We start from the raw sequence: 21,155 nt of genomic DNA, 5'->3' as shown, positions 1-21,155 counted from the left end.
TGCTCAAATTTGCGTAAAAGTGCTACTGGTTTTTGTTCAAACTGCTATATCTAGAATATAAGTCAATAAAACATAGCCTCACAGCAAGCTTATTGGCTAAGGTATATGCTCCGTAGTACCAGTGCAGATTGTAGTGACACACTGAGTTTGCATCTATCTGATATTTTCTCTTACTAAATATACAAAGTATGGAGGCTTACCGAATTTTCCGCCGCCACCACCTTTAATATTTCCACAGAAATCTTCGTGATAAGAAATTAGTTCTTTTTCAACTAGTCGGATGTATCTCAAGGAAGTTGTTTTATAGAGAATAATCATTTCTGAAAATCGAGAACCATGAGAGGTGTAGCTGCTTTTTCTCAAAATTGGATCATTAGTAATACCAATCTTAAAGCTTGTAACTCTATCGATTCGAGTCAGCCTAGATACTCTGATGTGCAACTTTAGGTCATTTGGTCTGCCTGTTTGAATATTTTCTACATTGAATTCCATGGTCATCCTGCCATTTTTATCCGAAGTTAAAAGTAGCGTTTATGCACCCTGGGATCCCATGTATTTACTGCGAGCCTCTTTTAATCTGAGGCCGCAGTACAAAACAGCGATGTGGAGTACAAAATAGCATTGTTCAGTACTATTTAGCGTTGTAACCCACAACTTCTTCGCCGGCGGCCTGGCGGTCGGCGTGATAGCTGGAACGGACGAATGGACCGCAGGCGGCGTGCTTAAAGCCCAGCTCGTCGGCAATACGTTTAATTTCGTCAAATTCGGCTGGCGAGACATAACGTTTTACCGGTAAGTGATGCTTGCTTGGTTGCAGATACTGGCCGACGGTCAGCATATCGACATTGTGGGCGCGCAAGTCTTTCATCACTTCGATGATTTCTTCGGTGGTTTCGCCAAGGCCGACCATCAAACCAGATTTGGTGGACACTTCCGGATGGGCTTCTTTGTAACGGCGCAGTAATTCCAGTGACCATTTATAGTCAGCACCCGGCCGTGCCAGCTTGTACAGCCGCGGTGCGGTTTCCAGGTTGTGATTAAACACATCGGGTGGCGTCTGGGTCAGGATATTCAGCGCAGTGTCCATCCGGCCACGGAAATCCGGCACCAGCACTTCCACTTTAATCTGCGGGCTTTCACGGCGGATCGCTGTGATGCAGTCGGCAAAATGTTGCGCGCCGCCATCCCGTAAGTCATCGCGGTCAACTGAAGTGATCACCACGTATTTTAACTTCATATCGCGGATGGTCAGTGCCAGTTTTTCCGGCTCTTCAGCACTTGGTGGTAAAGGCCGGCCATGGGCCACATCACAAAACGGGCAACGGCGGGTACAAATGGCGCCCAGGATCATAAAGGTAGCGGTGCCATGACTGAAACATTCCGACAGGTTAGGGCAGGACGCTTCTTCACAGACCGAATGCAGGCCATGTTTGCGCATCGCACCTTTGATTTCGTCAATCCGATCGGTGCTGCGTGGCAGTTTGATTTTTAGCCAGTCAGGTTTGCGCAGCATTTCTGCCGGTTCAGTTGGCAGCACTTTGACCGGGATCAACGCCATTTTGTCGGCATCCCGTAATTTTACGCCTGGTTCCATCCGTGCTGTTTTGGTGATATTAGTCATAAAACCCTGTCTTTTGATAAAGCTCTGTCACAGCCAGCTGACTGACAAACTGGCGGCTTAAATCGGCTTTGGCTTGCTGCATCGTGGCAGGGCCGCCGTAATCTTTGCTCTGGATCATTTGCATGCCGGCATAACCACAAGGGTTGATGCGGGAAAATGGGCTCAGATCCATATCTACATTTAACGCCAGGCCATGAAAGGTACAACCTTTGCGCACCCGCAGACCTAAAGAAGCAATTTTTTTCTCGTCGACATAGACGCCGGGCGCATCTGCTTTGGCATAAGCACTGACCTGATGTGCCGCCAGCGTCTGAATAATCACTTGTTCAATCAGTGTCACCAGATGGCGAACCCCCAGATTGCGTCTTTTGATATTCAGCAGCACATAAGCAACCAACTGACCGGGGCCGTGATAAGTGACCTGACCACCGCGATCCACCTGTACCACCGGGATATCGCCCGGCAGCAGCAGATGTTCAGCTTTGCCTGCCTGGCCCTGAGTGAACACCGGCGGATGCTCCAGTAACCAGATTTCATCCAGGCAGTCTTCGGTCCGCTGATCGGTAAATTGCTGCATCCGTTGCCAGGTGCTGGTGTAATCAACCAGTCCTAAATCACGGATAATTAAAGCGTCAGCTACGGGCACCCAAAACTCCTTCGGCAGAAAATGGCAGCATTATAGCCATCATGGCTAAAAGGTCGAGGATTATCCCGACCTTACATCACATACCTGACCAGTTCCAGTTTGCCAAGTTCAGTGTAAAGCAGTTCGATATGGCTTTTGCTGGTGACGGTGACAGTGACTGTCACTGAGTGATAAGTGCCTTTACTGCTTGGTTTGACGGTTGGTGCATAATCGTTGGATTCGGCATGTTTTTGTAAAGTGCTGACCACATGCGTGACCAGATCTTCGTGCGCAATGCCCAGTACTTTGAAATTAAATGAGCAAGGAAACTCCAGATACTCATCAAAGGTGGTGTCTTTTACTTCAACAGCCATTTTAACCTCACAAACAAATCAGGATACAAGCGCCTACCTGCAGGTGGCGTCAGACAAAGGCTATTCTAACAAAAAGTCCCGGCCTGTGCCGGGACTTCGGTGGATACTTTTAATGCCCGCTGTTAGATCAGATCAGCTGCATCTTCACCATATCGATCAGGCGGTCAAAAATACCACCCTGTTCAATATCTTCCAGGGCAACCAGCGGGAATTCAGCAATATCGGCGTTGTCCAATTTTAAATACAGTGTGCCAACCACCTGACCTTTGCTGATTGGGGCAACTAACTGCTGCGTCAGTTTAAAGTCGGCTTTGAGGTTTTTACGCTGGCCGCGTTGTAAGGTAATAGGTGTTTCTGATAATACACCTAAGGTGATGTTTTCTTTGTTGCCTTGCCAAACCCGCTGCTCAGCAAAAACTTCACCGGCTTTATAAGGGGAGAAAGTTTCAAAAAAGCGGAAACCATAGGTCAGCAGCTTTTTGTTTTCTGCTTCGCGGATTTTGGCGCTGTCCGCCCCCATCACCACAGAAACCAGTCGCATGCCATCTTTGGTGGCTGAGGTAATCAGGCTATAACCGGCTTCGCTGGTATGACCGGTTTTGATGCCGTCGACATTCAGGCTTTTATCCCATAACAAACCGTTGCGGTTGTATTGCTTGATGCCGTTAAACACATACTCTTTTTCGGCATAAATTTTATATTCTTCCGGCACATCACGGATCAGTGCCACTGACAATTTGGCCATATCACGCGCTGTGGTGCGTTGTTTTTCATCCGGCAGACCATGGCTGTTGGCGTAAGTGGTACTGTCCATACCGATGCGCTTGGCGTGGGCATTCATCAGCTCGACAAAAGCACCTTCAGTGCCGGCGATATGTTCAGCCATCGCTACGCAAGCGTCGTTACCTGATTGAATAATAATACCGCGGTTTAACTCGCCGACCGGAATCGTCGCGCCCACTTCAATAAACATCTTGGAAGAGTCGCTGTATTGCTTGGCCCAGGCGTTTTCACTAATGGTGACCAGATCCGCTGGTTTGATATTGCCGTTTTTAATCTCGGTACCAACCACATAACTGGTCATCATTTTGGTCAGACTGGCCGGGGCCAGTAAGGTGTCGGCATTACCTTCAGCCAGCACTTTACCGGTGTCATAATCAATCAGGATATAACCTTTGGCGTTCACTTCTGGAGCAGATGGGGTGACCTGAACGGCCTGGCTGCTGGCGAAAAAACTGATGCAGCTCAAAGTGCTGGCGATAAAAATACGACGATACTGATTCATGACACTCTTTCTTTTGTTAACACGAAGCTGATTCGGTCTGCCAATTACAGACCACATAATTTTTTATTAGTGATGTAGGCATCAGGGTAACTGTGTTCCTGCATCTTTTGCAGCCAGCCCGTGACATCCTGTTGGATGGGGCCGGCTAATAAGCGGTAAAAACCGTTGGCCGCTTCAATCGTTGTGGGTAATGACCACTGTTGTTGTAATTCGTTCCCCAATCGCTGCACTTTTGTTTGATCACTGCTGGCAAGCAACTGGATATAACAGCCGGATGCGGCTTTGCCGGTGACAGCTGCCGCCGGACGCACGGGTTCGGCTTCGGTCAGGTAATCTTTCGGTTGTTCCTGGGCGGAAAAATCATCCCGGCTAATAGGGGTGGCAAAACTGCTTTGGCCTTGCATCGCAGGTGAGGTCACCAGTTCCACTTTTACCCGGCCAGTACCCGTCTGGAAAATGCCCAGTTTATAGGCCGCAGAGTAAGATAAATCGATCACCCGGCCATTATGGAAGGGGCCGCGGTCATTGACCCGGACTATGGCGCTGCGGTAGTTATCCAGGTTGGTGACCCGGACGTAAGACGGCAGTGGCAGGGTTTTATGGGCGGCCGTCATGGCAAACACATCATATTTTTCGCCGTTGGAGGTATCGTGGCCATGAAACTTATTGCCATACCAGGACGCTGTACCAGTTTCACTGTATTCCGTGATGCTGGTGATCGGTCTGTAATCCACGCCATAAATATTATAGGGTTTATTGCCACCACGGCTTAATGGCTCAATCGTTGGTTCCGGATCCTGCATTTCCTGCTCAGTCGGGAATCGCAGTGGAATGCTGTCTTTTTGCTGAGCGTAACGGCCTTTATTCGGCTCCGGATAACCGGCGCTGCCGGATGTACCGCCAGAGGAGTCTGGTGCACTGGAACAGGCTGCCAGTAAGAGCACGGCAGAAAACAGGGTAGGTCTGGCGGCAGACCGCAACACACGAGCTTGAATCATGATTGTTTTGCTAACATCCGTTTGTGAGTGCTTACCGACATTAAAATGCCAAAACCAGCCAGTAAAGTCACCAGAGAAGTTCCGCCGAAGCTGACCAGCGGCAGCGGAACACCAACAACCGGCAGGATACCAGATACCATGCCAATATTGACAAAGACATAGACAAAAAATGTCAGGGTAATACTGCCAGCCAGAAATCTGCTGTAGTTATCATGCGCTTGGGTGGCGATACGCAGGCCGCGCCAAATGATAAACAGATAAATCAGCAGCAACGCGACCACGCCAATCAGGCCAAATTCTTCCGAATACACGGCAAAGATAAAGTCAGTGTGGCGCTCTGGTAAAAATTCCAATTGCGACTGGGTACCCTGCATCCAGCCTTTACCTTCAATGCCACCGGAGCCAATGGCGATTTTTGATTGAATAATCTGGTAGCCGGCACCCAGCGGATCACGCTCTGCATCCAATAACGTCATCACCCGGCGTTTCTGATAATCGTGCATCAGAAAGTTCCAGTGCAGCGGAATAAACGCAGCCAGCAGAACAGCGACCAGCGCAATAATGCGCCAGCTCATGCCACATAAAAACAGCACAAAAATGCCGGACATCGCAATCAGAATGGAAGTGCCCAAATCCGGTTGTTTGGCAATCAGCAGGGTGGGGATCAAACAAATCACAAATCCAAGCACCACATCGCGGTAACGGGGGGGAATGGCTTCTTTCGCCATATACCAGGCCACCGCCATCGGCACCGCCAGTTTCATCATTTCTGAGGGTTGGAATTTAGTAAAACCCAAATCAATCCAACGGGTTGAGCCTTTGGCGGTATAACCAAACAATTCAACACAAACCAGAAAAAACAGCCCAACCAGATACAGCGGCAACGACCAGCGGCGGTAACTTTGTGGATCTATATGCGCCAGCAACAGCATAATGCTAAGGGCAAAGCCAACTTTTAATGCCTGGCCTTCGACTTTTACTAAATCCTGACCATCGGCGCTGTACAGAGTAAACAGGCCCAGCACAATTAATACCATTAAGGCTGCAAACAGTGGGCCGTCAATATGCCAGCGCAGCCAAAAGGAGCGGTTTTCCTGCTCATTCATCGATTGGGTTATCCTCAGTGCGGGCTGGTAATTGTGCCGGTGGGTTGACGGTTTGTGCAGGCACTGCAGCCGCGCCGGTATTGGACTCAGTGCTTAGCTGCGGTTTGGTGTTCGGGGTCTCGGTGGCCTGTTGTAATGGGGCAGCGCCACCAGCAGGTGCGTTAATTTCAGCGGCGGCCGGTGCTTGTTGTTGTTTTTTCTTACGCAGCTCCTGCTCAGCTTTTTCTTCGGCATAACGCTGTTCGCGTTTTTGCATGTCGTCAGCTCTTTGCTGCTGCATCGCGGCAATTTCGGCCAGGGTTGGTAACGGCGGTCTGGCATCGACCGGGGTAAAATAATAATCCATCATCATGCGGCCAACCGGCGCCGCATTACTACCGCCACCACCGGCATTTTCTACCACCACTGCCACCACAATTTCCGGCTTGTCATGCGGCGCGTAACCAATAAACATCGCGTTGTCGCGGTGGCGCTCGTTAATCGCCTTGGCGTTGTATTTTTGTCCTGCGGCGATGTTAATGACCTGCTGGGTGCCGGTTTTGCCGGCCGGATTATAGCGGGCCCCTAAAAACGCCGCCCGGGCAGTGCCGCCTTCCTGCTGCGCTGTGCGTCGCATGGCTTCACGCGAAATGGCCCAGTGATCTGGATTGACCACGGTAATAGCTTGCTCAAAAGGTTGTAATAAAGTTTGATCCTGCTGCTGGTTGTGGAAATACCGTCCCAGTCTTGGTTTGAGCCGGGCGCCATTATTGATCAGGGTCGCGGTGGTCAGTGCCATCTGCAGCGGCGTGGCCTGCCAGTAGCCTTGGCCGATGCCGATATTGATGGTATCGCCGGGTCCCCAGTTCTGTTTATGGCGGGCTTTCTTCCAGGCGCGAGTCGGCATATTGCCTTCACTTTCTTCATGCACATCAATGCCGCTGGGGCGGCCGTAACCGGCTTTGGTCATAAAGTCAGCGATTTTGTCAATGCCAAGTTTATAGGCCAGATCGTAGAAATAAGTATCACAACTTTTAATAATGCCGGTGTAAATATCGACATAACCATGGCCATATTTTGAGTGATCGCGCCAGGGCCGGCTGACATTCGGCAAGCGATAAAAGCCCGGATCCGGCACCCGGGTATGTTCAGTCACTGTGCCATTTTCCAGTCCCAGTACGCCAAGCAGCGGTTTAATGGTGGAGGCCGGCGGAAACAAGCCCTGGGTAATGCGGTTGACCAGTGGCCGATCCGGAGAATTCAGTAACATCCGGTAGTTTTTACCGCTGATGCCATGCACAAATAAATTCGGGTTGTAGCTTGGGTTGCTATAAAACGCCAGCACGGCTCCATCGCGTGGATCCAGTACCACCACTGAACCACGATTTTCGCCCAGTGCTTCCTGCGCCTTGAGTTGCATGCCCAGATCCAGCGATAAAAACAGGTCATCACCGGATATGCCAGGTTGTTCGCGCAAAGTGCGGATCACCCGGCCCCGGCTGTTGACTTCAACTTCCTGATAACCAACAGTACCATGCAGCTCAGTTTCGTAAAACTTTTCCAGCCCGACTTTACCAATATCACGGCTGGCGGCGTAATTGGCGCTGAGCCCGGCATCTTCCAGTACTTTGTATTCTTTTTCATTAATTTTGCCAATATAACCAATGGCGTGGGTGAGCAAATCACCATAAGGGTAATTGCGGGTCAGCCGGGCTTCCAAGGTGACACCGCTAAATCTGTGTAATTGCACTGCCAGGATCGCGACTTCTTGCTCGGTCAGATGCTCTTTGAGGGCAATACTTTTAAAACGGCGCTGCTGTTTTACTTCTTTGAAGAAGTCTTGCTGCAGTTCGGCATCAATCTGGATGAGGCTGGCTAATTCTGCCACCGTAGCTGCTAAATCAGGGACTTGCTCCGGGACCAGTTCCAATGAGCTCACCGGGCTGTTTTCTGCCAGCAACACGCCATTGCGGTCGAAAATCATGCCGCGGTTGGGCGAAAGTGGCACCAGTTTAATGCGGTTGCCATCAGCGCGAGTGGAGTATTCATCATATTTAATTACCTGCAACTGGTACAGGTTCAGCATTAAAATACCAAATAGCAGCACGACCACGCAAAAAGAAAACAACACCCGCCGGTTAAACAGCATGGCTTCAGCAGCATGATCTGAGATCGCTATCCGGCGTTTGCGCATGATTACTCGCGATGATAGGGATGGTTAGTACTGATACTCCAGGCCCGGTACAGACTTTCTGCCAGCACCACCCTCACCAGCGGATGGGGCAGTGTCAGCGCCGACAGAGACCATTTGGCTTCACTGGCGGCAATGCATGAGGGGGCCAGTCCTTCCGGACCACCGACCAGCAGACAGACATCACGGCCGTCCATTTGCCATTGCTCCAGTTTTTGTGCTAATTGCGGACTGTTCCAATTGCCACCTTCAACCTCGAGGGTGACGATGCGGCTGCCTTTGGGCACTGCCGCCAGCATTTTTTCGCCTTCGGCGTCCAAAATTCGTTTGATATCGGCATTTTTACCGCGTTTACCGGCCGGGATCTCCACCAGCTCTAACGGTAGATCGCGTGGGAAACGGCGGGCATATTCTTCATAAGCCGTCGTGACCCAGGCCGGCATTTTTTGACCGACCGCAATTAACATCAGTTTCATCTGTTCAGGCTGCCCAGAGTTTTTCCAACTGATAAAAACTGCGACTTTCGTCCAGCATCACGTGCACCACGACTTCGCCTAAATCAACCAGCACCCAGTCACCGCTTTTTTCACCTTCGATACCGAGAATGGTCAGGCCGGCTTTTTTCGCTTCCTGCACCAGATAAGCGGCGACAGAGCGGGTATGACGGTTGGACGTGCCAGAGCACACCACCATACATTCAGTTTCGGTAGATTTACCTTTTACATCGAGTTGGACTATATCTTTTGCTTTCATATCATCAACTTTGTCGACGACGAATGCGATTAATTGCTGAGTCTGCACGGATTACCCCATTGGCTATGTGCTAAAACGGCGCATTTTACCAGCTTTTTCACTGCAGTTATACCTGATACAAGCCATGCTGGCGGATATAGCTGCTGACCGCGGCGATTTGCAGCTGTGGCGGCACCGGATCCGAGTCCTGTTGCAGCGCATGGCGGATTTGACTGGCTGAAATATCATACAACGGATTTTGCAGTAACAGCATGCAGCCGGCGCGTTGTTGTTGTAATTGCGCCAAATCGACGGCTTGATAATGCTGCAATAAACTGGCGGTGGTTGGCTCTGTTGCGCTATAGCCGGGTCGCTGTAACACCAATAAATGACAAAGCTGAAGAATATCCTGATAGCGGTGCCAGTGTTGTAACTGGTTCAGTGAATCCATCCCAATGACAAACAGCAGGGTATCTGTTGGGTATTGCGTCCGCAGTTGCTCCAGGGTTTCCACAGTATAAGACGGTGAGTTTTTCGAAAGCTCCAGAGTGTTAAGCTGCAATTGCGGGTAAGGGGCAATCGCCAACTCGACCATCGCGGCTCTGTGTGCGCTGCTGACGCCGGGGTGGGCCCGGTGAGGCGGCAGGTGACAGGGCAGTAGTTGCAGGCTGGTTAACTGGCAATGCGCTGTAACATACAAAGCCAGTTGCAGATGACCCTGATGGATAGGGTCAAAAGTGCCGCCATAAAAACCGAGCATCGCCATTAATCAGGCTCCGTCAGTTGCTGCAGTGAAAATACTTTTGGCACCGGATTAATAAACAGCGTCACCAGATGGGCCAAAGCCGTTTCGGTCGAACTTAACTGACCAGACTTAAAAGCGCGGTCAAAGCAGGCTAGTTCCTGAATAAGAAAATGTAGCCAGTGTGGCGATAAGCGTAATAAGGCTTGTTGATATAACGGCTGACGCTTGGGCCAGATAGAAAATTTCTTAAATAACTCGGTAAGTGCGATGCCTTGCTGCTGCGCCTGTTGTAATTGCAGTAACTGTAATGCTTCTTTTTGCAGTTGCCAGCCGATGATCACAGCTTCAGTATCTTGTTGCAGTAAACGGTCTAACCTGTGTAACGCTTCCTCGCCCTGACCGGCCAGTAAGGCGTCGACCAGTTGGAACACGGTAAAGTGGGATTGATCAGCCAGATACTGCTGCAGAAAAGCAGCATCCAGCCACTGGCCATAGTGGGTCAGGGCCAGTTTTTCCAGCTCTTGCCGGGCGGCCAGTAAATTTCCGGCGGCATGATGTTGCAGTAGTTGCAGCGCGTCGGTTTGCAGGCGTAATCCCAACTGCTGGGCCCGTTCTTTTAACCAGCGCATAAACTGATGATCGTCCAGCGGATAAAACTGTACTTGCACACCGATGTCAGCCAGAGCTTTGAACCAGCTTTGTTTGCTAAATTCGGTAGCATTTTTGGCGGCATGTAACACCAGAATTAAATCAGGATGCAACAAAGCGGGGAGCAGTTTTAACTGCTCTTGTGCCGCAGGAGGCAGTTTATTGGTGCCGAGATCAAGTTCAAGCAGCAGGCGCGGATTAAATAAAGACAGGCTGTTGATTTCATTAAAAAAGTCAGCCCATTCGAACTGGGTTTCATAAATAAAACTCTGCCGTTCGTCAAAACCCGCTGCTTTGCCAGCCTGGCGGATATCATCCAGCGCTTCCATTTTTTGCAGCGGTTCTTCGCCAAACACCAGATAGACAGTGGCCAGCCCTTTTTTTAACTGGGCTGGCAGCTGGTTACTGTAAAGTTTGAGCATGGCTCAGAGCCGGCCCAATTGACGGATGATGCGGGCGACCGCTTGTTCCCGCAGCTCGGTCAGCATCAGATCCAGCTCTCTGGCTTTGGCCAGAGCCGCATTGGGATCATCCTGATAATCGCGATTGAGTTCAATCTGATAGGGCCTTGGTTCTTGTCCCGGCAGCACGATTTGATAACGCACTGTGTAAATCAGTTCGTATTCGGCCACTTGACCATTGGGGAATAACGACAAAGTCCGGCGTGACAAACTATCACTATCGAGCTTAATCAGCGGATGGGTGGCATCACTTTGCTCAAGCAGTTGCACCTGGCTGCGTTTAAGCTGCACGCTGAGGCGTTCCATTAACTCTGAGTGGCGGTCACCCTGCAGATAAATCGCCTGATATTTTGCCAGCGGCAGGCTGCCACGCAGCTGAAAACCACAGCTGGTCAGCAGCAGGCTACTGACCAAAAGCAATGACAACCACAGCTGACGCCGGCTCAGTAATGATCGGAGGCTCCGGCCTGGCCGGCGTGCTGCTAGCATTTAGCCCACCACCAGACTCAGTAATTTACCCGGTACATAAATAACTTTGCGGATTTGTACACCTTCCAGATAACGTTGCACGTTTTCTTCGGCTTTGGCCAGTGTCAGCACCTGCTCCTGGCTGGCATCAATCGCCACTGTCACTTTACTGCGCACTTTACCGTTGATTTGCACCACCACCAGTTTTTCATCTTCGACCAGCGCCGATGTATCGACCACAGGCCAGGCCGTTTGTTCCAGTTCGCTGCTGTGGCCCAGTTCCCGCCACAGGTATTGCGATAAATGCGGCGTAATTGGATTCAGCAGAGCAACGGCAGCGTGCAAGCCTTCTGACAACACCGCCAGATCCTGCGGCTGCTCATTCGGCACTTTCTGCAGCTTGTTCATCAGCTCCATAATAGCGGCCACTGCGGTGTTAAAGGTATAACGGCGGCCAATATCGTCGGTGACTTTGGCGATGGTTTTGTGAATTTCACGCCGCAGTGCTTTTTGATCAGCATTCAGTGCATTGATCTCAAGCGCAGGAGCTATGCCGCGTTGTTTAAAGTCCTGTACCAAAGTCCAGACCCGGCGCAGGAAGCGGTTGGCACCTTCGACGGCTGAATCCTGCCATTCCAGCGTTTGCTCTGGCGGGGCGGTGAACATCATAAATAACCGCACTGTATCAGCACCATATAAGTCGATCACGGTTTGTGGATCAATACCATTATTTTTCGACTTGGACATTTTGCTCATCCCGGCAGATAACACCGGCTGACCATCAGTTGTCAGGATGGCACGGCTGATCCGACCTTTGTCGTCGCGCTCAGTTTCGACGTCCTGCGGCGAATACCAGGTTTTGCTGCCGCCCTCATGTTCACGGTAGAAAGTTTCCGCCAGCACCATGCCCTGACATAACAGCTGTTTAAAGGGTTCGTCTGATTGCACTAAGCCGACATCGCGCAGCAGTTTATGGAAAAAGCGCGAATATAATAAGTGCAGAATAGCATGCTCAATACCACCGATATACTGATCGACCGGTAACCAGTAATTGGCTTTGGCCGGATCCAGCATAGCGCCATCATGTTGCGGGCTGCAGTAACGGGCGTAGTACCAGCTTGACTCCATAAAGGTGTCAAAGGTATCGGTTTCATGCAACGCAGGTTGACCGTTGTAACTGGTTTTAGCCCAGTTAGCATCGGCTTTAATCGGCGATTTGACACCATCCATCACCACATCTTCCGGTAACCGCACTGGTAACTGATCGGCTGGCACTGGTACCTGGGTGCCATCTTCCAGCGTCAGCATCGGAATAGGCGCGCCCCAATAACGCTGACGGGATACGCCCCAGTCACGCAGCCGGTAGTTCACTTTAACCTGGCCAACGCCTTTGTCTGCCAGCTTAGCCGCGATCGCTTTAAAGGCCTCGGCAAAAGCCAGACCGTCGAATTCGGCGGAGTTGATCAGCACACCTTTGTCGGTAAAAGCGGCCTTGGTTAAATCAACAATGGCAGCAGAACCGGCAGCTGGTGCCACCACTTGCTTGATTTTTAAGCCGTATTTGCTGGCGAATTCAAAGTCACGCTGATCGTGTGCTGGTACAGCCATCACGGCACCTGAACCGTAATCCATCAGCACAAAGTTCGCGACAAAAATAGGCACTTGTTCGCCAGTCAGCGGATGTACGGCAAAGAAACCAGTAGCGGTGCCTTTTTTCTCCATAGTCGCCATTTCTGCTTCAGCAATTTTGCCGCCTTTGCAGTCGTCAATAAATTGCTGCACTGCGCTGTCTAGCTTGGCCGCTTTTTGTGCCAGTGGATGTTGTGGCGCAATGGCAACGTAAGTCACGCCATACAGGGTGTCAGGTCTGGTGGTATACACCGAGAAATCATAGCTGGAACCGGCGACAGCAAACTTGATTTCCACCCCTTCGGAGCGGCCAATCCAGTTGCGCTGCATGGTCTTGACTTGCTCTGGCCATTCGTCCAGTTTATCCAGGTCTTGCAGCAGCTCTTCGGCGTAGTCGGTAATTTTGATAAACCACTGCGCTAATTCACGTTGTTCAACCAAAGCATTCGAACGCCAGCCACGACCATCAATCACTTGCTCGTTGGCCAGCACACACTGATCGACTGGATCCCAGTTGACGGTGGCCATTTTCTTGTAAACCAGACCTTTTTCAAACAGCTTGGTAAAGAACCATTGTTCCCATTTGTAGTATTCAGGTTGACAGGTTGCCAGCTCGCGATCCCAGTCATAACCAAAACCTAAGCGTTTTAACTGGTTTTTCATATAATCGATATTGGCATAGGTCCAGGTTGCCGGCGCCGTTTTGTTGGCGATAGCGGCATTTTCTGCCGGCAGACCAAAGGCGTCCCAACCCATAGGCTGCATCACGTTTTTGCCTTGCATGCGCTGGAAACGGCTGATCACATCACCGATGGTGTAGTTCCGGACATGGCCCATATGTAAACGGCCACTTGGATAAGGGAACATCGACAGACAATAGAATTTCTCTTTGCTGGGATCTTCCACCACTTTAAACAGCTTGTGTTGTTCCCAGTGTTGCTGCATCTGGGTTTCAATCGCTTTCGGATCGTAGCTTTGGGCAGGGATTTGTGATTCTTGCATCAAAAGTTCCAACTTATCAAATCAAAGGCAGCCGGCAGACCGGCACAGAATGCGCTAAGCATACCGCAAGCGGGGGTGTGGCAACAACAGTCAGGCCTAGGAAAGGCGCTGAATAACAGTGGAAATTTCGGCTCTGCGGAAAAATGCCGACTGGTTTGCAACAGTGACCAACTTGCTCAGTTGCAGGCAAAGCGCAAAAGGCCGTGGGCGCTGCGCTGGTATGCAGCCTTGCTTATTCCCGACCGCAAGGCTGTACCGTCCGTCCCTGGACATGCAGCCTTGCTTATTCCTGACCGCAAGGCTGTACCGTCCGTCCCTGGACATGCAGCCTTGCTTATTCCCGACCGCAAGGCTGTACCGTCCATCCCTGGACATGCAGCCTTGCTTATTCCCGACCGCAAGGCTGTACCGTCCATCCCTGGACATAAAAAAAGGAGAGGCAAGCCTCTCCTTTTCAGGTCAGTACACTTTGGTTTAGAACTTGTAGTTCACGCCCACAGTGAAACGACGACCCAGGATGTCGTAAAACTCGCCCTGGTCAAAGGTCGATGGGTTACGGATTGGCTGACGGTCAAACATATTCAGCACACCGGCCCGCAGTTGCAGGTTGTCAGTGACACTGTAACGGCTGGTCAGATCCCAGTTGATGTAAGAGCCGATTTCGTTAAAGTTGTTCACTTCAGGCGTCCAGCTGCTGCGATCATAGACAGAATCATGGGTGTAACTGGTGCCCAGAACCACAGTTAAATCTTCAATACTGTAGTTCGCAGTAAAACGGCCTTTCCAGCGGAAGTAACCATAAGAGCCCTGATATTCGCGGTTGTCTTTCGCTGCACCGGTCGCATTCTGCTCATAGTTTTCCAGGTAAGTTGCCATCAGACGTAAGTCTAAAGCACCAAAATCAGCCAGATCTAACTTATAGTTAGTTTCGATATCAACGCCTGACAGCGCAGATTGTGCTGAGTTCATTGGCTTAACTGTATAGTCAATAATGTCTTTAGTCGCAGGATCACGCACAAACAGCGCACAATATGGGTTGTTCAGGCTGTCCAGTTGGTAGCAGTTATCAACCACTGTCTGCGCCGAATGGCTGGTGATCATATCGGAAATGTCAAATTTCCAGTAATCCACCGTAATGCTCAGACCTTCCAGGAATTCAGGGGTATAGACAAAACCAGTGGTGATGTCATAAGCACGTTCGTTGGTCAGCAAGGCGTTACCGGTAATAAAACCAGATTTGTTACCACCAGCTAACCAGCCATCCGTTGGTTTCCAGCCTTCAGGTAAACCGGCAGCACGACAGTTGTTGGTGATATTTTCTTTAAAGTTACCGGCGTTGGTGATTTTGGACTGCTCACATGGATCTTTCAGCGTGCTGAAGGTCTGGCTGGCCGGATTGTATAACTCACCCACATTTGGCGCGCGCACTGATTTCGAGCGGTTAACGCGGAATCTCAGTTCATCGTTGATGGTGTAGTTCAGGCTTAATTTCCAGGCTTCATCTGAACCTGAAGTGTTGTAATCCATCAGGCGGAAGGCGGATTCCAACATTAAGTCCTGTACCAGCGGCAAATCACTCAGCAGCGGGACTGACACTTCTGCTGATGCTTCACGCACACTGTATTCGCCAGCGTAAGCTGCTGATTTATTGCCAAACAAAGCACCTGTCTGCACATTGATATCAGGACGGGTTTCAGTGGCTTCTTTGCGGTATTCAACACCAAAAGCCGATGCAACCATACCTGCTGGCAATTCGAACAAATCACCGCTGACGGTGAAGGCGGCAGAATCCTGTTTCAGGGTCGCCAGACGTTCAGCATCAGTACTGATCCATTCCACAGCCTGAGCTGACGGATTAAAAATATCCAGTGGAATACAGTTATTGCAGCTGACTTTACCGTTGGCATCGCGGGTGGCGGTTAAACCGGCGAAGAAACGATCACGCAGCATTTCACCATACCAGGTGGTATCCGCATCGACTTTACCTTTGTTCAGGTAAGCATCGTAGCTCCAGTCCTCAGTTAACTGTCCTTCAAAACTTAAAGCGGCACGGGCTAAAGTCCGATCCTGAGCGTATTGACGGTTGCCAAAAGCTTGGGCGATATAACCGACCGGGACGTTACCTTTAATGTTGTTATCAGTAAAGAATTTACGGGTTGCATCGGAGAAAAATGCATAATTCTGGCTCAGTTTCAGCGCGGTGCCACCGGAGAAAAATGCCGGAGAACTTTCACCGGTCGCTTTTGATTCGGCATAAGACAGTTCCAGATTGGCACGGTGATCGTCATTAATCTGATGACCAATGTTGGCGCTGATGTTCAGACGCTCTAGCGGTGTCCGTAAGTAGCGGTTTGCTAAAGTGTTTGAACCATCACCTGGGCCATTGTCTGAGGCTAAGTAACGGCTGTTTTGCGCTGTGCTGTCTGCAACGAATGGATAATCAATACCGCCGTTTTGGTTAAACGGGTTGATGTTGCCCTGACTGTCATAGGCATAGAATTTCGAACCAAACTGGGAAGCACCTGTGTTGTGAGATGTGCGTAAAATGGCGTTACCTGTTTTATCCCAAATGACGCGGGCCGGGATACCATCGGTGCCATTTATGTTCGCAGGGTTATCAATCGGAATTACGGCATTGCGGACAAAATCACGGGCATCACCACGAACCTGACCTTGGTCAGCATAAGTTACGTTGGTGATAAAGTCTGTATCGCCTTCAACGCCACCAAAGGTGAAGCTGTAGAAGTTTTCTTCGCCACCGTCTTGTTGTGGGCGTGTGGTCGCGGCATCAAATTCAAAACCATCGATGGTTTTTTTCGTCACGATGTTGACGACACCGGCAACAGCATCAGAGCCATACACGGCAGAAGCACCACCAGTGGTCACTTCAATGCGTTCAATCATGGCGGAAGGAATGTTGTTTAAGTCAACCGCAGTATTACCTGGATTTGAACCCACAAAACGGCGACCATTCACCAGCACCAAGGTCCGGTTATAACCTAAGTTGCGTAATGCAGTCAGGTTCAGACCTGAAGCAAATAAGGTGTTGTTGGTGGTTTCTGGCGACAGGCCTGGAACCGCATTTGGCATGTCACTTAACAATTCACCGACGTTGGTAATACCGGCATCAACCATAGTATCACCTGAAATCACAGTGACAGGTGTTGGAGACAGCTCGCCAATACGCTTGATTTTAGAACCTGTCACAGCGATACGCTCAACAGATTTTGGTTCAGTGCTTTGTTGGGCAGCGGCCGGTAATGCTACGGCAGTTGTCGCGCTGACTAACAGAGCCAGACGAACGGCGCGATTTAATTTGTTATAAGAATACATCCTGGAGTTCCTTTATACGTGACTTATGAGGGCAATAAAACCGGCTCTACCCTGAACTATGTACCCATTTTGGGTGCGATTTTGTTGCCGGCAAAAAATATAGATAGCGCCATGCCAACACAAGGTGAAAGCGGTCAACGACCTCTTATCAGCGGTCAAATTTCCTTTTGCGGGTAATTAATGCTCAACTTGCTTGTTGCGTGAACAGCTTTGCAGCCCGCGGATTTTGAGGCCTCAAGCAAAAATAGCTAACCCAAAAACTGATTTTATTCACTACACTCAAAGCAGTGATTTGTAGCGAGGAGGTTAATATGGCCGGTTTTGAACAGAAATATCAGCAATGGTTACAGCACTTCAGTCAGGAGCTGGACAAGACCCGCCAGCAGCAGGTCGGTCAGTTGGTGGCGCTGGCGGATACCATCCGTGCTTATCTAAAAGCGGGGTCAGATTTAACTGCTTATGAAACTCAGCTATTTGTTGAAACCTTGCGCCGCCAGGTCGAAGCAGATGAACGGCCTTCTATCTGGCCGGAAGCTTTATGGGCCGAATTATCCAGAGTCACCGATAAGACGCAGGTTGAATGGCAGGAGTTGTTGCAGGATCTGGAGCATCAGGGTATTTATGCGCAAGGTGAACAGGTTGGCATGGGATTATATTGCTGTCGCAGCTGTCAGCATTGTTTAGCTTATTATCATCCTGGCGAATTACAAAGTTGCCTGCAATGTGGTGGCTTACACTTTAGTCGCAAGGGCTTACCGGTCTGAGCTAATCGACAGGCTTTCGTTACGGCCAGTTTTTGTTACTATAGGCGTCAGTTTTTTTTCCGGGAATGATTCATGACGCATCCGGCCGTGACCAAAGCCGCTTCAACTTCGTTACAGGCTTTTGCTTTGCCTGTTCATCAGTTAGGTCCTCAGCTTGACGAACATCAGATCCGTGACGCACTCGACGTGTCCGGTTTTAGCAGCAGCTTTATCGGACAGGAACGGGCCAAAGCCGCGTTATCTTTTGCCATTGGCATGGATATGCCAGGGTATAACCTGTATGTGATGGGTGAACCCGCGCTGGGCCGTTTTACCCTGGTGCAGGACATTTTACAAAGTGCAGCCAGTGAAAAAGAAACACCGGATGACTGGTGTTATATCAATAACTTTGAAGATGAGCGCGTCCCCCAGACGCTCAGGTTATTACCGGGCGAAGGCCGGGTGCTGGTAAAAAAAATCGAAGCCTTGATTGATGAATTACTCGATACCTTCCCGGCAGCTTTTGATAACCCAGGTTATCAGCGCAAGAAAAAAGCCATCCATGCCACTTTTGATGACAAATATGAAGCCGCCATTGCGCTGGTAGAGCGCAAAGCGCTGGAAAAACAAGTGGTGTTGTATGAAGACAATGGTGCTGTCAGTTTTTCACCGGTGATCGACGGCAAGCCGCTGGACGATACCGAGTTTGCCAATCTGCCGGACGAAAAACGCCAGTTTTTTTATGGTCTGGTGTCTGAACTGGAAACTATTCTCAATGAACAACTGCTGGAATTACCACAGTGGAAACGGGAGTTGTCAGAAAATTTACGCACCTTACGCCGCGATACCATAGAGCAGGCGATTAAACCGCTACTGAAACAGCTCGAACACGATTACGTCACTGAATTGGGCGTGTTGCGTTATTTACGCGAGATGAAACCACAGCTGGTCAAGGCGGTGCTGGAACTGCTGCCGGAAGAGCTGGAAAGCGACAAACTGGAAGAAATGGACTTGCGCAGTTTGTTTATCGGCGACTTTGTGCCCAATGTGCTGATGCACCATGAGCTGATGTCCGGTGCCCCCATCGTCTTTGAAGCCAATCCCAGTTATGGCAACTTATTTGGCCGGGTGGAGTACAGTTCAGAGCAAGGTGCTTTGTACACCAACTACCGGATGATCCGCTCCGGCGCTTTACATAAAGCCAATGGTGGTTATCTAATCCTGGATGCAGATCGGTTGTTGTCACAACCGGCAGTGTGGGATGCCTTAAAACTGGCGCTGAAAAGTGGCGAAATCAATATTGATACCCTGTCTGATCATGCCGTCACCAATTCCACTATTATTACGCCCAAAGCGGTGCCATTGAATGTCAAAATCGTGTTGCTCGGTTCACGCGATTTGTATTATCTGGTGCAGGACGTTGATGATGAATTTAATGAACTGTTCCGGGTGCTGGCCGATTTTGAGCATTATTTGCCGTTATGCAGCCAGACCATGAAAGATATGTCGCTGCAAATTCAGGACCAAATTCAGGCACTGGATGCCGGGCCTTTAACCGCCTGTGGTCTGAGCCAATTGCTCAGATTTAGTTTTCGCCAGGCTGAGCATCAGCGCAAACTGTCCGCCCGTTTTGCTGATGTGCTGGAGCTGGTGCGGGAAGCTTGTTATTACGCCAACCAGGCCGGTGATGCTGAACTCAATGCCGGCCATGTGCAGCAGGCGTTACATGGCAAACAGTACCGCACCGGCCGCATCAGTGAATCTTTTCTGGAAGATATTCAGGAAGGTCAGATTCTGATTGATAGTGATGGCATGGCCGTCGGCAAGGTCAATGGCCTGACGGTGCTGGAAATTGGTGATACCGCCTTTGGCACGCCGGCGCGGATCAGCGCCACTGTCTATCCGGGCTCGAATGGTGTGCTTGATATTGAACGCGAGGTTGAACTGGGTAAAGCCATTCACTCCAAAGGGGTGATGTTATTAACCGGTTATCTCGGTGCCCGTTATGCCCAGCATTTTGCGCTGACGTTATCGGCCAATATTGCCATGGAACAATCCTATGGTCAGATTGATGGTGACAGTGCATCCCTGGCGGAAGTCTGTGCGTTGATTTCGGCGATTTGCCTGGTGCCGATCCGGCAGGATCTGGCAGTCACCGGCTCAATTAACCAGCATGGTCAGGTGCAGGCCATTGGTGGGGTCAACGAAAAAATCGAAGGCTTTTTCCGCTTGTGTCAATCGCGCGGTCTGACCGGTGCGCAAGGGGTGGTGATCCCGGCCAGCAATCAGTTAAATCTGGTGCTCAATGACGAAGTGGTGGCGGCAGTCGCAGCAGGTTTATTCCATGTCTATGTGGTTAAAACCGTCGACGAGGCGCTGGAGTTGCTGACAGGTTTGGTAGCGGGGGGGAAAAATCAAAAAGGCCAGTACCCGAAAAAAACCTTAAATGCGCTGACCACCAACCGCCTTGCAGCTATTGCTGAATTAGTCAATGGAAAATCAGATGAAGAATAACAGTCGCTTGTTCAAGCCATCGCTGCGCAGTTGGGCTGTGGCGTTATCGCTGCTGCTCAGCTCAGGTTGCAGCACGGCCTATTATGCTGCCATGGAAAAAGTAGGGGTACATAAACGCGATATCCTGATCGATCGGGTGGAAGAAGCGCGCGATGCGCAGCAACACAGTCAACAGGAATTTAAAGATGCGCTGGACCAGCTCAGCCAATTGCTGAATTTTCATGGTGGCAATCTGCAACAACAGTATGAAAGTCTGGCCAGCCAGTATCAGGACAGCAAACAAGCCGCCGCCGAAGTCAGTCAACGCATTGATAAAGTAGAATTGGTGGCTTTTGATTTATTTGCCGAGTGGGAAGCAGAACTGGCACAGTACCAGAATAAACAGCTGCGCACTGACAGTAAAAAAAAGCTGCTTAATACCAAGCGCCAATTTAATAGCCTGGTGAAAGTGATGCGTAAGGCGGAAAGTAAAATGCCGCCAGTGCTGCGGGTACTAAATGATAATGTGCTGTATTTAAAACATAATTTAAATGCAAAAGCGGTTGGCGCTATTGGGGTTGAATTTGGTATGTTACAGCAGGACGTCAACAACTTACTGACGGAAATGAACCGGGCTATTGCTGAATCCAACCAGTTTATTGCCTCGATGCAACAGTCATAGCACAAGCCTGGCAGGTGTTGCCTGACAGCAAGCCAGATGA

General features: G+C 50.1%; 18 protein-coding genes. 3 read left to right on the top strand and 15 right to left on the bottom strand.

Annotation, left to right across the window (positions count from 1 at the left end):
- Window positions 1-153: 153 nt before the first annotated feature.
- The 15 genes from AC53GJ_RS15365 to AC53GJ_RS15295 all read right to left on the bottom strand — a co-directional run bounded on the left by AC53GJ_RS15365 (window position 154) and on the right by AC53GJ_RS15295 (window position 17,197).
- Entirely contained in the window at window positions 154-492 is a 339-nt protein-coding gene (locus tag AC53GJ_RS15365) for a hypothetical protein (protein WP_496728989.1), read from the bottom strand.
- Between the two features lie 139 nt (window positions 493-631).
- A complete protein-coding gene (gene lipA / locus AC53GJ_RS15360) occupies window positions 632-1,612 on the bottom strand; it encodes a lipoyl synthase (protein ID WP_496732803.1) in 981 nt (326 codons plus the stop codon).
- Between the two features lies 1 nt (window position 1,613).
- Window positions 1,614-2,198, bottom strand: coding sequence for a lipoyl(octanoyl) transferase LipB (lipB, locus tag AC53GJ_RS15355; protein ID WP_496732802.1), 585 nt, complete (start codon window positions 2,196-2,198; stop codon window positions 1,614-1,616).
- 140 nt (window positions 2,199-2,338) lie between these two features.
- The gene (gene ybeD, locus AC53GJ_RS15350; RefSeq protein ID WP_496728988.1) at window positions 2,339-2,620 is read right to left on the bottom strand and encodes a DUF493 family protein YbeD; all 282 of its coding nucleotides are present in this window, start codon (window positions 2,618-2,620) and stop codon (window positions 2,339-2,341) included.
- Between the two features lie 127 nt (window positions 2,621-2,747).
- Entirely contained in the window at window positions 2,748-3,905 is a 1,158-nt protein-coding gene (locus AC53GJ_RS15345; protein ID WP_496728987.1) for a serine hydrolase, read from the bottom strand.
- A gap of 44 nt (window positions 3,906-3,949) precedes the next feature.
- Window positions 3,950-4,903 carry a septal ring lytic transglycosylase RlpA family protein gene (locus AC53GJ_RS15340; RefSeq protein WP_496728985.1) on the bottom strand — a complete coding sequence of 318 codons (954 nt, stop codon included), beginning with the start codon at window positions 4,901-4,903 and terminating at the stop codon, window positions 3,950-3,952.
- The gene (rodA, locus tag AC53GJ_RS15335) at window positions 4,900-6,009 is read right to left on the bottom strand and encodes a rod shape-determining protein RodA (RefSeq protein WP_496728983.1); all 1,110 of its coding nucleotides are present in this window, start codon (window positions 6,007-6,009) and stop codon (window positions 4,900-4,902) included. The genes AC53GJ_RS15340 and rodA overlap by 4 nt, the downstream gene beginning before the upstream one ends.
- Window positions 6,002-8,182, bottom strand: coding sequence for a penicillin-binding protein 2 (mrdA, locus tag AC53GJ_RS15330; RefSeq protein WP_496728981.1), 2,181 nt, complete (start codon window positions 8,180-8,182; stop codon window positions 6,002-6,004). The genes rodA and mrdA overlap by 8 nt, the downstream gene beginning before the upstream one ends.
- Before the next feature lie 2 nt (window positions 8,183-8,184).
- A complete protein-coding gene (gene rlmH, locus AC53GJ_RS15325; RefSeq protein ID WP_496728979.1) occupies window positions 8,185-8,655 on the bottom strand; it encodes a 23S rRNA (pseudouridine(1915)-N(3))-methyltransferase RlmH in 471 nt (156 codons plus the stop codon).
- 4 nt (window positions 8,656-8,659) lie between these two features.
- The gene (gene rsfS, locus AC53GJ_RS15320) at window positions 8,660-8,980 is read right to left on the bottom strand and encodes a ribosome silencing factor (protein ID WP_496728977.1); all 321 of its coding nucleotides are present in this window, start codon (window positions 8,978-8,980) and stop codon (window positions 8,660-8,662) included.
- 58 nt (window positions 8,981-9,038) lie between these two features.
- Window positions 9,039-9,677, bottom strand: a complete 639-nt coding sequence (nadD, locus tag AC53GJ_RS15315) for a nicotinate-nucleotide adenylyltransferase (protein WP_496728975.1) — start codon at window positions 9,675-9,677, stop codon at window positions 9,039-9,041.
- Window positions 9,677-10,726, bottom strand: a complete 1,050-nt coding sequence (holA, locus tag AC53GJ_RS15310) for a DNA polymerase III subunit delta (protein WP_496728973.1) — start codon at window positions 10,724-10,726, stop codon at window positions 9,677-9,679. Before holA ends, nadD begins: the two co-directional genes overlap by 1 nt.
- Before the next feature lie 3 nt (window positions 10,727-10,729).
- On the bottom strand, window positions 10,730-11,254 hold the full coding sequence (locus AC53GJ_RS15305) for an LPS-assembly lipoprotein LptE (protein ID WP_496728971.1): 525 nt from the start codon (window positions 11,252-11,254) through the stop codon (window positions 10,730-10,732).
- Window positions 11,255-13,864 (bottom strand): leucine--tRNA ligase, encoded by a 2,610-nt coding sequence (leuS, locus tag AC53GJ_RS15300; RefSeq protein WP_496728969.1) that lies wholly within the window; start codon window positions 13,862-13,864, stop codon window positions 11,255-11,257.
- A 474-nt stretch (window positions 13,865-14,338) separates the two neighbouring features.
- A complete protein-coding gene (locus AC53GJ_RS15295; protein WP_496728967.1) occupies window positions 14,339-17,197 on the bottom strand; it encodes a TonB-dependent receptor plug domain-containing protein in 2,859 nt (952 codons plus the stop codon).
- A gap of 311 nt (window positions 17,198-17,508) precedes the next feature.
- Between AC53GJ_RS15295 and AC53GJ_RS15290 the strand changes: the two genes are divergently transcribed.
- The 3 genes from AC53GJ_RS15290 to AC53GJ_RS15280 all read left to right on the top strand — a co-directional run bounded on the left by AC53GJ_RS15290 (window position 17,509) and on the right by AC53GJ_RS15280 (window position 21,115).
- Window positions 17,509-17,961 (top strand): zinc ribbon-containing protein, encoded by a 453-nt coding sequence (locus tag AC53GJ_RS15290; RefSeq protein ID WP_496728965.1) that lies wholly within the window; start codon window positions 17,509-17,511, stop codon window positions 17,959-17,961.
- A 72-nt stretch (window positions 17,962-18,033) separates the two neighbouring features.
- Entirely contained in the window at window positions 18,034-20,454 is a 2,421-nt protein-coding gene (locus tag AC53GJ_RS15285) for a Lon protease family protein (protein ID WP_496728963.1), read from the top strand.
- Window positions 20,444-21,115, top strand: coding sequence for a DUF2959 domain-containing protein (locus tag AC53GJ_RS15280; RefSeq protein ID WP_496728961.1), 672 nt, complete (start codon window positions 20,444-20,446; stop codon window positions 21,113-21,115). The genes AC53GJ_RS15285 and AC53GJ_RS15280 overlap by 11 nt, the downstream gene beginning before the upstream one ends.
- The last annotated feature ends 40 nt before the right edge of the window (window positions 21,116-21,155 follow it).

The organism is Rheinheimera sp. B2H12 (assembly GCF_059620065.1).
The sequence above is the reverse complement of the archived record's forward strand: the minus strand, read 5'-3'. Positions and strand labels throughout refer to the sequence as shown.